This window comes from Vibrio cionasavignyae, from assembly GCF_050337155.1.
GTDB classification, from domain to species: Bacteria; Pseudomonadota; Gammaproteobacteria; order Enterobacterales; family Vibrionaceae; genus Vibrio; species Vibrio nomapromontoriensis.
Genome location: NZ_JAKJSR010000015.1, coordinates 103,107 through 115,920, shown reverse-complemented (window position 1 = coordinate 115,920; position 12,814 = coordinate 103,107). Strand labels below are relative to the sequence as shown.

The window sequence follows — 12,814 nt, the reverse complement described above, 5'->3', positions numbered from 1 at the left end:
TACTAAGAGAGACCTAACGGTCTCTTTTAGTATTTACAACATGATTACGTATCGCCCAGCACGGTTTCGTATTTGCTGTGCGATATGTAACAGAGCGAAAAATTAGTTAAGTGCGTAATGGGCAAATTGTGCTCTTAAGTCTTTTTTACTGAGTTTACCCGTTGCGGTATGAGGCAGAGACTTAATGAATACGACAGCATCGGGTATGCAAAACTTGGCTACTTTGCCGTCAAAGTAGTCCAATAGCTCTTGCTGAGTAACCTCAACTTGATGGGTCACGACAATAAGCAGTGGCCTCTCGCCCCATTTAGGATCTGATACACCAATGACAGCGGCTTCTTTCACATCAGGATGACCAACGGCAATGTTTTCTAGTTCAATTGAACTTATCCATTCCCCGCCCGATTTAATCACGTCTTTGGAACGATCGGTGATCATCATATAGCCATTTTTATCTATGCTGGCGACATCTCCGGTATCGAAGTAGCCATTACTGTCTAGCTGCTCACCTTGCTTGTAGTATCCCGAGGCGACCCAAGGGCCTCGTACCTTTACCGAACCGAATTGATTGCCTGTCCAATCAAGTTCATTGCCCTCCCAATCTTCAATACGGATATCCACACCAAATACAACTCGACCTTGTTTTAGCTTAGTGGCCATTTGCTGTGCTTTTCCTTGTGCTTTGATACTTGGGGTAAGTTGATTAAATGTGCCAAGAGGGCTCATTTCTGTCATTCCCCATGCATGATGAACAGAGACATTAAACAGTTCATCAAACTCCGCAATGAGAAGCTCGGGACAAGCGGAGCCTCCGACAACAATTCGATTTAAGCTAGGCACTTGAGTATCGGTATTTTTTAGGTGTTCTAGTAGTGTTAGCCAAATCACGGGTACGCCAGCGGTCATGGTCACGCCTTCCTCATTAATGAGGCGAGTGAGCGTTTCACCGTCTGCCATTTTAGGTCCAGGGAGAACAAGTTTAGTTCCTGTCATAGGCGCGCTATAGGCAAGGCCCCATCCATTAACATGAAACATGGGCACGATGGGCATAACTGTTTCGTCTAATGAGAGGGCAAAAGCGTCGGGAAGTGCACTGCCCATTGAATGTAAAACGGTCGAGCGGTGACTATATAATACGCCTTTTGGATTGCCTGTAGTTCCTGAGGTATAACACAGGGAGCTTGCTTGATCTTCTTTGATGTCAGGCCATGTAAACTGCGAGCTTTTATCTTGGATTAACGTCTCATAGTCAATCAGGGCTTCGACATTGCTGGTTGACAGGTGTTGCGAGTCGGTAAGTGCGATGAACCGAGTCACGGTCGGTAGTTTTTCTTTAAGCTGTTCAATGAGTGGCAGAAAGATGGGGTCAAAGAAAACGACGGAATCTTCTGCGTGGTTAACGATGTACTCGATTTGTTCTGGGAACAGGCGAGGGTTGACGGTATGCAACACTGCCCCTGAACATGATACGGCGTAATAGAGCTCGAGATGTCGATAATCATTCCATGCTAGCGTCGCAATTCTATCGCCCTGCTTAATGCCCATATCTTGTAAAGCGTTGGCGAGTTGCCTCACTCGCTTAAACGCATCTTTTAGTGTGTAGCGATGGTTGGGGTTATCATGGGTTATGGATACGACTTCGGTTTCGCTGTTTACTCTTTCAGCATGCCGCATTATTTCCGTGATAGTCAGTTGGCTGTTGATCATCTGTCCCTGCATATTATGTCCATCTTGTTATCCATTTGTTAAATATTATGTGCATTGTTGCACCTCTTAGTCTGTACCCCAAATTGGGTACAATATTTGACGGTAAAGTGTGTCGGTATAAGCAATCGGGGCTACGGCGTGGTTGGGGCGCAGTTTATAAGACAGAATATGATGCAAAAGTGTGATGAATACAGTCAAAAAAGGGCATTGCTACTTTTGGGTGTTAATTATATTTGCCACTATGGTTGAAATATCTACTTGTATTCATGTTTAACTCAATAACGGCAAAGTCAAATTAGTGAGTCATTGTCGAAAAGTGAGATGTTAGCGCTTACTTTACGATTTAACTTCAGACAAATTAATAGTTCACAAGCGGCGTTGTGGGTTTTGCGAATAGATTGAAAGTACGTTAATTGAGGTGAATGGTTATTCGTGATAGATCCTTAATGTAAACGCGGCAATGACGAAAGGAGTGTCTATGTCCTTACCTATGGAAGGTTGGCAAGTGTTCTGTGATAGGTATCCTGGTGTAATAAAAGCCATTGGAGAGACACGGTTTCTGTCCCAGTTATCACAGCTCGTTACGAATATTATTGATTACGAAAGCCTGGTGGTTATGGGGTTTAGTCAGGGTAAACCTCCCGTGATGATTTATAACGACTCAGACTATTTCATTGATGAAGTGAAGAATAAAGAGCTGCTTAATACGCTTGTGCTTGACCCATTTTACCAGCTCATTCGCGCAGGAACCGCTGATGGTGTGTATCGACTGGAAGATATTGCCCCTGATGAGTTTTATACCAGTGACTATTATCAGCAAGTCTATAAGCAAACAGGGCTTAAAAAAGAGGTGGGGCTGTTAATTAAATGCTCTGAGGAATTTAATGTTGTCTTGTCGTTAGGCCTTCGCAATCGAGACTCAGTTGAGTGTGATGAGCGATGCTGCTTGATGAATTACTTTGAGCTCATTCAAGCAGCGGTCAGTAAACATTTTCAAGTTGGTAAGGTAGAAGAGCGTACGATCGGGCACCAACTCAATGACATATTTAGCAACTTCGGTAAAGACTTTTTAAGTGAGAGAGAATGTCAGGTGACCCAGCTTGTATTGCAGGGCTACTCGACCAAAGCGATTGCTCCATTATTAGAAGTTAGCACCGAGACAGTGAAAGTGTATCGCAAACGAATACACAACAAGCTAAAGATATCCTCACAATCGGAGTTATTCTCTTTGTTTCTGGAAGCGGCCTCGACGGTGCCTTCTGACAGCAACATTGACCCTTTAACCGTCTACTTTGGTGGGCAGCACGTTCATTGAGTATTCGGCGTGTAACCTGAAAGGGGACTACCTTTAATGTTAAATATATTTAACATTAAAGGTGTTGAAAAAGAGCGCGCTATGCCTTCTTTGGATAACAATCTCTTTATCTGAATTTGCACTTGAGCCGTGCATATGAATCCAGTTATCCCGGTCTTTTTGGTAGTCAAAGGCTGGGTTTTTTTTTGTCAATTACTATGACACTACGATCTTCTCTTTGGTGGATATAATCGCCAATGTCATTTGCTTCTCTTATTTTATCTTCAAGGTTCTAACTGCGAGAGACGAGTTTGGTCTTAGTCCTATGTCACGTGTTATAGGGCGATAGCAACTTCCTGTTCATGCAGAACTGTGAATTACTGCTACGGAACGTAAAGTAAGTCCCATTACCTTGTGATAATCGTCACATTTAGCTTTTTTTTGACATTTGATAATGCTGCATAAAAGGTAGAATGAAAACGAAATGTTAAATTTTGTCGTGGTTGATTGGCGTATTTCGCTATTAACTTCGTTAATTTTAGAATTATAAATAGGTTCATACGGCCAAAAAGCGCATTGTAGTAAATTATTTGTGTAATTACGCCTTATGCTGAAACGATCTGCTGATTATTCGAGCAAACAGGAGTGTTATGCCATTTTCGTTACAAATTAATGGCAAAATACTTCGAAGGTTGGTAATGTGAACCGCAATCTTTGTATGGGTTTAGGTTTTTGTGCTCAAATTTTGAGCTAAATTAATCTAAAATGCTGTCCGTTCTAGCCCCGTATAAAGACGTCATGGATGCAATAAAAATTACTTGGAGTTAGATGCATGTATAAGAACAAAATCACGCAAGCCCTTCTTCTAGGCGCGAGCATGGCAGTGGCTGCCACCTCTTTTTCTTCGCTTGCCGCAGAGGTTCCTGCCGGTACAAAACTAGCAGATAAGCAAGAGCTTGTACGTGGTAATGGTACTGAGGTTGCTACACTCGATCCGCATAAATCTCAGGGCGTTCCAGAGTCTCACGTAATTCGTGATCTTCTTGAAGGCCTAGTAAACCAAGATGCAAACGGCAAAACTATCCCCGGTGTTGCTAAGTCTTGGGAAACCGCAGACAACAAAACGTTTGTATTCCATCTTCGTGATGACGCGAAATGGTCAAATGGCGATCCTGTAACAGCGAATGACTTTGTCTTCAGCTTCCAACGCGCTGTCGATCCTAAAACGGCTTCACCATACGCTTGGTACATGGAATACACCAAGATGGCGAATGCTAAAGATATCGTAGCGGGCAAAAAAGATAAGAGTGAGCTGGGTGTTAAAGCACTAGACGAGCATACATTGGAAGTAACGCTTGATACAGCTGTTCCATATTTTGTGATGATGATGGGCCACACCACAGTGAAGCCTGTCCATCAAGCAACGGTAGAAAAATTTGGCGACCAGTGGACGAAGCCTGAAAACTTCGTTGGTAATGGTGCATTTGTACCAAACAAGTGGGTTGTTAATGAGCGTTTAGAGCTTGTTAAGAGTGATTCATACTGGGATCAAGGCAACACGGTTCTAACTAAAGTTACCTTCCTACCAATTGAAAACCAAGTAGCGGAAATGAACCGTTTCTTGTCTGGTGAGCTGGATTTCACTTATGAAGTGCCAAACGAGCATTTCCGTCGCCTACAAAAAGAGTACCCACAAGATGTCAACATCAAGGGTAACCTATGTACGTACTACTACCAGTTCAATGCCCAGAAAGCGCCGTTTAATGATGTTCGTGTTCGTAAAGCGATGTCTTATGCCATGGACCGCGATATCATTTCTAAAGCTATCCTAGGTCAAGGTCAAAAACCAGCGTACTTCTTAACGCCTGAAATTACAGCGGGCTTTGATCCAGTAACACCAGAATATGGTCAGCTGAGTCAAAAAGAGCGTATCGCTGAAGCAAAACGCCTTCTAGAAGAAGCCGGTTATTCTAAGAGCAACCCTTTAGAATTCGACCTGCTGTACAACACCTCTGAAAACCATAAGAAGATTGCTGTAGCGATTGCTTCAATGTGGAAGAAAGAGCTAGGTATTAACGCTAAACTTGAAAACCAAGAGTGGAAATCTTACCTAGACAGCAAAGACACAGGTAACTTTGATGTTGCGCGTGCTGGCTGGTGTGGTGACTACAACGAAGCCTCTTCATTCCTAACGCTAATGGTAAGTGCAAATACAACTGCAGGTCAGCACTATAAGAGTAAAGACTACGATGCTGTGATTGAGAAAGCACTAAGCTCAACTTCAGAAGATGAGCGTACTCAACTTTACATTGAAGCTGAGAAGCTACTAGCGAAAGACATGCCAATTGCACCAATCTATCAGTACGTGACAACTCGTCTCGTATCGCCTGAACTTGGTGGTTACCCTGAAGGTAACGCAGAAGATAAGATCTACTCTAAAGATCTCTACATCAAAGCTAAATAACACCCTATAAAAAATATAACGATATAAGACACTGTGTGTGCGAAAGCACACGCAGGGTCTCTTCTATTTTAAATTGTCACAGACTGGATGGATGAGTTTATGCTTAAATTCATTATGAAACGGATATTTGAAGCAATACCAACTTTGTTGGTATTAATTACCGTCTCTTTTTTCCTGATGCGCTTTGCGCCAGGTAACCCTTTTTCAAGTGAGCGTCCACTTCCGCCGGAAGTCATGGCGAACATTGAAGCGAAGTATGGCCTTGATAAGCCAGTGTTCGAACAGTACACCACGTACTTAACGAATATTCTGCAAGGCGACTTCGGCCCTTCTTTTAAATATCAAGACTATACCGTAAATGAACTGATTGCAGTGGCACTGCCAGTATCAGCGAAAGTGGGGCTTATTGCCTTTGTCTTTACCGTGATTATGGGGGTAAGTGTCGGTACTATCGCCGCCTTGAAGCATAACACTTGGCTCGATTACACCATAATGTCGACCGCCATGCTCGGGGTGGTGATGCCATCCTTTGTGTTGGCACCAGCCTTAATTTACCTATTCTCACTTCACTGGAATTTGTTCCCAGCGGGTGGTTGGCATGATGGAGGAATGCAGTACATCGTATTACCTGTTATCGCCATGTCGTTACTTTATGTCGCTACTTTTGCTCGTATTACTCGTGGCAGCATGATTGAAACGCTGAACAGTAACTTTATTCGTACCGCCCGTGCCAAGGGTTTGAGTTACCGTTACATTGTTCTTAAGCATGCCTTAAAACCTGCGCTGTTACCGGTTGTATCGTATATGGGGCCTGCGTTCGTAGGTATCATTACCGGTTCGGTCGTAGTCGAAACCATCTTCGGCTTACCGGGTATTGGCAAACTCTTTGTTAATGCAGCATTTAACCGCGATTACTCGTTAGTGATGGGCGTGACCATTTTGATTGGTTTCCTCTTCATCCTTTTCAACGCTGTCGTTGATATTTTGCTAGCGATGATTGACCCGAAAATTCGTTACTAAGGGAGTGCGGGAATGATGTTAACGAAAAAAGAAAACTTGGAAGCGATTGAAAATTTTTCCGAGAATTTAGAAATTGAAGGCCGCAGTTTGTGGCAAGACGCCCGTATTCGTTTTATGCGCAACAAAGCGGCAATGGTGAGTCTGTTTATTCTTACACTGATGACGCTGGCGGTTATTTTCTTGCCGATGTTTGCTCAATACGCCTTTGATGATACCGATTGGTATGCCATGCATGCCGCACCAAGTGCCGAGCACTGGTTTGGTACCGACAGTTTAGGCCGTGATCTTTATGTGCGTACCTTAATTGGTGGGCGTATTTCACTGATGGTAGGGGTGTTAGGTGCATTTGTAGCCGTGCTTATCGGTACCCTATATGGTGCGACATCCGGCTTTATTGGCGGACGTGTTGACCGCGTTATGATGCGTATTCTAGAGATCTTATACGCGGTACCTTTTATGTTCCTAGTGATTGTACTAGTGACCTTCTTTGGCCGTAATATTGTTTTAATCTTTGTCGCGATTGGTGCGATAGCCTGGCTGGACATGGCGCGAATTGTTCGTGGTCAAACGTTGAGCTTACGCAGTAAAGAGTTTATTGAAGCAGCACACGTTTCCGGTGTAAGTAACTGGAAAATTATTACAAAACACATCGTTCCGAATGTACTTGGTATTGTTGCGGTTTACTCAACACTACTTATACCAAGCATGATTTTGACGGAATCTTTCCTTTCTTTCCTTGGTTTAGGTGTACAAGAACCCATGACAAGTTGGGGCGCACTTCTTCAAGAAGGCTCTCAAACTATGGAAGTGGCAATTTGGCAATTGATTTACCCTGCCATCTTTATGGTCGTCACTCTGTTCTGTTTTAACTATGTAGGCGATGGTCTTCGTGACGCGCTTGATCCAAAAGACCGATAAGAATTAGAGAAAGGAAACATTATGAGCTTATTAGATGTCAAAGATCTGCGAGTCGAATTTACCACCCAAGATGGGATTGTGACCGCAGTAAACGATTTGAATTTCTCTCTTAACCAGGGGGAAACCTTAGGTATTGTAGGAGAGTCCGGGTCTGGTAAATCGCAAACGGTATTTGCGATTATGGGACTACTAGCAAAAAACGGTATTATTTCTGGTAGCGCGAAGTTTGAAGGTAATGAAATCCTTAACTTGCCAGAAAAAGCACTGAACAAGGTTCGTGCAGAACAAATTGCGATGATTTTCCAAGACCCAATGACGTCGTTAAACCCTTATATGAAGGTGAGCGACCAACTCATGGAAGTATTGATGCTTCACAAAGGCATGGGTAAGTCAGAAGCGTTTGAAGAATCCGTTCGCATGCTTGAAGCGGTTAAAATTCCAGAAGCCCGTAAGCGTATTACTATGTACCCTCATGAGTTCTCTGGCGGTATGCGTCAGCGTGTGATGATAGCAATGGCACTACTATGCCGTCCAAAGCTGTTAATTGCTGATGAACCGACTACCGCGCTAGACGTGACGGTACAAGCACAGATTATGGATCTATTGAACGAGCTAAAAAGTGAATTCAACACAGCCATTATTATGATCACCCACGATCTTGGTGTCGTGGCAGGGTCGTGCGATAAAGTGTTGGTTATGTACGCTGGACGTACTATGGAGTACGGTACGGTTGATGAGATTTTCTATCAGCCGACTCACCCATACGCGGAAGGTCTGCTCAAGGCCATTCCTCGTCTAGATACCGAAGGTGACGTACTACCAACAATTCCAGGCAACCCACCAAACTTGCTACGCTTGCCAACCGGGTGTCCTTACCAAGAACGATGCCACCGAGTCACCGATCGTTGCCGTAAAGAAGCACCGATACTAACGAGCTTTGGCCAAGACCGCCAACGCGCGTGTTTTTCTGATTGGGAGACGTGGGCACGATGAACGCTATGACAGATAATAAACAGTTAATTCTTGATGTTAAAAACCTTAAAGTGCACTTTAGCATCGCTTCAAAGTCGGCGTGGCCTTGGTCAAAGCCGGCAAATCTTAAAGCCGTCGATGGCGTAGATGTTCATCTGTTTGAAGGTGAAACATTAGGTGTTGTAGGTGAGTCTGGTTGTGGCAAATCGACGTTTGCACGTGCCATCATTGGATTGGTCGAAGCCACCGATGGTGAAGTCATGTGGTTAGGGCAAGACCTCACGAAAATGCAAGCGGTCCAGCGTCGTGAGACTCGTAAAGAAATTCAGATGATATTCCAAGACCCGTTGGCATCACTGAATCCTAGAATGACAGTCGGTGATATCATCGCAGAGCCATTGCAGACCTTTTACCCTGAGCTATCTAAGCAAGAAGTGAAAGATCAGGTGAAGGAGATGATGACGAAAGTAGGGCTATTGCCTAACGTCATCAACCGTTATCCACATGAATTTTCGGGTGGTCAGTGTCAACGTATTGGTATTGCGCGAGCACTTATTCTGAAACCGAAAATGATCATCTGTGACGAGCCAGTGTCAGCGTTAGATGTTTCTATTCAAGCACAAGTGGTGAACTTGCTTAAAGAGCTACAAACCGAGCTAGGCTTAAGTTTGGTGTTCATTGCGCATGATTTATCAGTGGTGAAACATATCTCTGATCGTGTTCTTGTGATGTATCTGGGTAATGCTGTTGAACTAGGAGAGGCAGATGCTTTGTTTGCTGACCCTAAACACCCATATACCAAAGCACTGATGTCAGCAGTACCGATTCCAGATCCTAAGCTTGAACGTAACAAGACGATCCAGATGCTTGAAGGGGACTTGCCGTCGCCAATCAATCCGCCTTCTGGTTGTGTGTTTAGAACTCGTTGCCCACAAGCGACAGAGCAATGTGCACAACAAAAACCGGGGCTTCAAGGAACGGATGTACATGCGGTATCGTGTTTGAACGTTTCTGTTTAGCGTGGTTATACCGTTCTCGGTATAGAGAAATACCGCACAAAAGTGCAAATTATGATACAAGCTAAGTAGCTTTTCAGCCTGTGACAGGCCTAAGCGCGACATCAAATTGAGTCGCGCTTTTTTTGTTTCTTCAACTTATCTGAACATCTTCTTTCATTTATCCCACTGAACCTTGCTGTTGTTGTTTTCTATACTGTCTTCAACGTAACGTAAGGAGAAAGCATATTATGGGCAAACTCGTTGATGGTGTATGGCATGATGTTTGGTATGACACGAAAACCAGCGGTGGTAAATTCGTTCGTGAAGATGCAGGCTTCCGCCATTGGGTCAAAAACAGTCCCGAGGCAGACTTTCAACCAGAGTCTGGTCGCTACCATCTTTATGTGTCTCTAGCGTGCCCTTGGGCGCACCGCACGTTAATCTTTCGAGCCCTTAAAGGGTTAGAGTCCCACATTGACGTCACAATTGTTTGCCCTGATATGTTAGATAAAGGTTGGTCTTTTGGGCTTCCAGAGCCTCTCTTTGGACACAATTTTCTTCACCAAATGTACACTCAAGCGAAATCAAATTATACCGGTAGGGTGACAGTACCAGTGCTTTGGGATAAAAAGACGCAAACCATTGTTAGCAATGAGTCATCTGAAATTATTCGTATGTTCAACACTGAGTTCAATGAACTCACGGGTGATGACAAGGATTATTATCCGTTGAAGTTACAAAAGCAGATTGATGAGTGGAATGAGTTTGTGTATCCCGCGATTAATAATGGCGTTTATCGTTGTGGCTTTGCGACAACACAAGAAGCATACGAAGAGGCTTACCATGCGCTGTTTACGGCATTGGACAAAGTGGACCAACACCTCGCGACGCAGCGTTATTTAGCAGGAGAACAAATAACAGAAGCAGATTGGCGTTTGTTCACCACCTTAGTGCGTTTTGATGCCGTTTACGTTGGACATTTTAAATGCAACAAAAAGCGTATTGCCGACTATAAAAATATTCAGGGATACTTAAAAGAGCTGTATCAGGTCAAGGGTATCAAAGAGACGACGGACTTTTATCATATTAAACGTCACTATTACTTTAGTCATGTGGGGATTAATCCGACGCAAGTAGTGCCGTTGGGACCAGACTTAGATCTTGATACGCCACACGATCGTGATTCACTAAACTGTTAGGTTAGGGCGCGCGGGTCGATGGGCTTTAATCACAAAATCTAGAAACAAAAAAGCCTCCATATGGAGGCTTTCGTCATTCAGGCGTTAAACAAAGATTAACCTTGCTCTTGGCTTGATTGAATTGCTGTTAGTGCGATGGTGTAAACAATATCGTCTACTAGCGCGCCACGTGACAAGTCATTAACTGGTTTACGCATGCCTTGAAGCATTGGACCAATTGAAACAAGATCAGCTGAACGTTGTACCGCTTTGTAAGTCGTGTTACCTGTATTTAGGTCAGGGAATACGAATACTGTCGCTTTACCTGCAACTGGAGAGTTAGGCGCTTTAGAAGCGGCAACATTTTCCATGATAGCAGCGTCGTACTGTAGCGGGCCGTCAATGATAAGGTCAGGACGTTTTGCTTGAGCAAGTTTCGTCGCTTCACGTACTTTATCAACATCTGCGCCTTTACCAGATTCACCAGTAGAGTATGAGATCATTGCAACGCGTGGTTCGATACCAAATGCCGTTGCAGAATCTGCAGACTGGATTGCAATCTCTGCAAGCTGTTCAGCCGTTGGATCTGGGTTGATTGCACAGTCACCGTAAACCAATACTTGATCAGGCAGAAGCATGAAGAAGATAGAGGATACGATAGAGGCATCAGGCGCAGTTTTGATGATTTGGAACGGTGGCACGATAGTGTTTGCTGTCGTGTGTACCGCACCAGAAACAAGGCCGTCAACTTCGTCGTTTTCTAGCATCATTGTGCCTAGGAAAACAGAATCTTGAAGTTTTTCACGAGCCACAACTTCTGTCATGCCTTTCGCGCCGCGAAGCTCAACCAAACGAGCGACGTAGTTTTCACGAACCGCATCAGAATCGATAATTTCAACGCCAGCACCAAGCTCTACACCTTGTTGCGCAGCAACACGGCGTATTTCGTCTGGGTTACCAAGAAGAACACATTGTGCAATACCACGTTCTGCACAGATAGCCGCAGCTTTAACGGTACGTGGCTCATCGCCTTCAGGAAGTACGATGCGCTTACCCGCTTTACGAGCAAACTCAGTAAGTTGGTAACGGAATGCTGGTGGGCTCAAACGACGAGACTTTTGAGTACCTTCAGTCATTGATTCAATCCAGTTACCGTCTACATGACCGGCAACGTGATCGTTAATGAATTCGATACGCTCTTTATCATCTGCTGGTACTTCAATGCTAAAGCTTTGAAGATTTAGAGAAGTCTGCCACGTGTTACCTTGTGCTTTAAAGATCGGTAGGCCTGTGTCAAGCGCAGGCTTGATTAGGTCGCGGATCTCAGCCGGAACATCATAGCCGCCAGTCAGTAGAATAGCGCCGATTTCAACGCCGTTCATTGCCGCAAGAGCTGCTGCAACGATAACGTCTGGACGGTCTGCTGAAGTCACAAGTAGTGAACCTGGCTTGAAGTGCTCAATCATGTTTGGCAGTGAACGTGCACAGAACGTAATGCTCTTAACGCGACGCGTTGCAATGTCACCTTCATTGATGATTTCAGCATTTAAGTGCTGAGCCATGTCGATAGCACGAGTCGCGATAAGGTCAATGCTCCAAGGCACGCAACCTAGTACACGAATTGGACTAGTGTTGAAGATTTCCATCACTTTCAATTCGTTTTGCTTCGCGGTATCTGCATCATCAAAGATTTCAGATAGGTCTGGGCGAGTACGACCGGCTTCATCTACTGGTGCGTTAAGCTTGTTGATGATAACGCCAGAGATATTTTTGTTTTTAGTGCCACCAAAGTTAGAACAGGCAACTTCAATACGCTCTTTAAGCTGTACTGGGTTGTCAGTGCTTGGTGTTGCAACCATCACGATTTCAGCGCCAAGTGTTGCCGCGATTTCTGCGTTCACTTGGTTTGCAAATGGGTGCTTACGAGTTGGTACTAGACCTTCAATTAGCGTTACGTCCGCATCTTTGTTGATTTGGTTATAACGTTCAACAACCGTTTCTAGTAACTCATCCATGTTGTCGTTACCGATTAGGCTCTCGGCGACAGACATTTGCAGCGGCGTACCAATTTGCATGTCGCTATTGGCTGCTACGATAGTCGTTGTTAGGTCTGGTTGATCGCCACCGCTACGAGGTTGAGCGATAGGCTTGTAAAAAGAAACTTTAACACCTTTACGCTCCATCGCGCGAAGGAGACCCATGCTAACGCTTGTTAGGCCGACGCCTGCGCTAGTAGGGATAAGCATAATAGTACGGGACATTC

9 protein-coding genes are annotated in these 12,814 nt (G+C 44.4%); 7 read left to right on the top strand and 2 right to left on the bottom strand.

Annotated features, from left to right (window positions below):
- Positions 1-102: 102 nt before the first annotated feature.
- Entirely contained in the window at positions 103-1,719 is a 1,617-nt protein-coding gene (locus tag L4D74_RS12060) for a long-chain fatty acid--CoA ligase (RefSeq protein ID WP_428752339.1), read from the bottom strand.
- A 466-nt stretch (positions 1,720-2,185) separates the two neighbouring features.
- Between L4D74_RS12060 and L4D74_RS12055 the strand changes: the two genes are divergently transcribed.
- The 7 genes from L4D74_RS12055 (at position 2,186) to L4D74_RS12025 (ending at position 10,572) form a co-directional block, all read left to right on the top strand.
- Complete coding sequence (locus L4D74_RS12055; RefSeq protein ID WP_428752338.1) at positions 2,186-3,022, top strand: helix-turn-helix transcriptional regulator; 837 nt, start codon at positions 2,186-2,188, stop codon at positions 3,020-3,022.
- Positions 3,023-3,833: 811 nt separating this feature from the next.
- Entirely contained in the window at positions 3,834-5,465 is a 1,632-nt protein-coding gene (locus tag L4D74_RS12050; protein ID WP_428752337.1) for an ABC transporter substrate-binding protein, read from the top strand.
- A gap of 99 nt (positions 5,466-5,564) precedes the next feature.
- Positions 5,565-6,485 (top strand): oligopeptide ABC transporter permease OppB, encoded by a 921-nt coding sequence (oppB, locus tag L4D74_RS12045; RefSeq protein WP_265675304.1) that lies wholly within the window; start codon positions 5,565-5,567, stop codon positions 6,483-6,485.
- A 15-nt stretch (positions 6,486-6,500) separates the two neighbouring features.
- The gene (gene oppC, locus L4D74_RS12040) at positions 6,501-7,403 is read left to right on the top strand and encodes an oligopeptide ABC transporter permease OppC (protein ID WP_265675317.1); all 903 of its coding nucleotides are present in this window, start codon (positions 6,501-6,503) and stop codon (positions 7,401-7,403) included.
- Positions 7,404-7,424: 21 nt separating this feature from the next.
- Positions 7,425-8,396: an ABC transporter ATP-binding protein gene (locus L4D74_RS12035; protein WP_428752336.1), complete on the top strand. Its 972-nt coding sequence runs from the start codon at positions 7,425-7,427 to the stop codon at positions 8,394-8,396.
- A gap of 5 nt (positions 8,397-8,401) precedes the next feature.
- The gene (gene oppF, locus L4D74_RS12030; RefSeq protein WP_279348269.1) at positions 8,402-9,394 is read left to right on the top strand and encodes a murein tripeptide/oligopeptide ABC transporter ATP binding protein OppF; all 993 of its coding nucleotides are present in this window, start codon (positions 8,402-8,404) and stop codon (positions 9,392-9,394) included.
- A 227-nt stretch (positions 9,395-9,621) separates the two neighbouring features.
- Complete coding sequence (locus tag L4D74_RS12025; RefSeq protein ID WP_428752335.1) at positions 9,622-10,572, top strand: glutathione S-transferase family protein; 951 nt, start codon at positions 9,622-9,624, stop codon at positions 10,570-10,572.
- A gap of 95 nt (positions 10,573-10,667) precedes the next feature.
- Here L4D74_RS12025 and pta read toward each other — a convergent pair whose 3' ends face one another.
- On the bottom strand, positions 10,668-12,812 hold the full coding sequence (pta, locus tag L4D74_RS12020; protein ID WP_428752334.1) for a phosphate acetyltransferase: 2,145 nt from the start codon (positions 12,810-12,812) through the stop codon (positions 10,668-10,670).
- Positions 12,813-12,814 lie beyond the last annotated feature (2 nt).

Bases quoted from the DNA above. Each gene is read 5' to 3' on its own strand.
- oppF (WP_279348269.1), top strand. From the start codon at position 8,402: ATGACAGATAATAAACAGTTAATTCTTGATGTTAAAAACCTTAAAGTG.
- L4D74_RS12035 (WP_428752336.1), top strand. From the start codon at position 7,425: ATGAGCTTATTAGATGTCAAAGATCTGCGAGTCGAATTTACCACCCAA.
- L4D74_RS12060 (WP_428752339.1), bottom strand. From the start codon at position 1,719: ATGCAGGGACAGATGATCAACAGCCAACTGACTATCACGGAAATAATG.
- oppB (WP_265675304.1), top strand. From the start codon at position 5,565: ATGCTTAAATTCATTATGAAACGGATATTTGAAGCAATACCAACTTTG.
- L4D74_RS12050 (WP_428752337.1), top strand. From the start codon at position 3,834: ATGTATAAGAACAAAATCACGCAAGCCCTTCTTCTAGGCGCGAGCATG.
- L4D74_RS12055 (WP_428752338.1), top strand. From the start codon at position 2,186: ATGTCCTTACCTATGGAAGGTTGGCAAGTGTTCTGTGATAGGTATCCT.
- pta (WP_428752334.1), bottom strand. From the start codon at position 12,812: ATGTCCCGTACTATTATGCTTATCCCTACTAGCGCAGGCGTCGGCCTA.
- oppC (WP_265675317.1), top strand. From the start codon at position 6,501: ATGTTAACGAAAAAAGAAAACTTGGAAGCGATTGAAAATTTTTCCGAG.
- L4D74_RS12025 (WP_428752335.1), top strand. From the start codon at position 9,622: ATGGGCAAACTCGTTGATGGTGTATGGCATGATGTTTGGTATGACACG.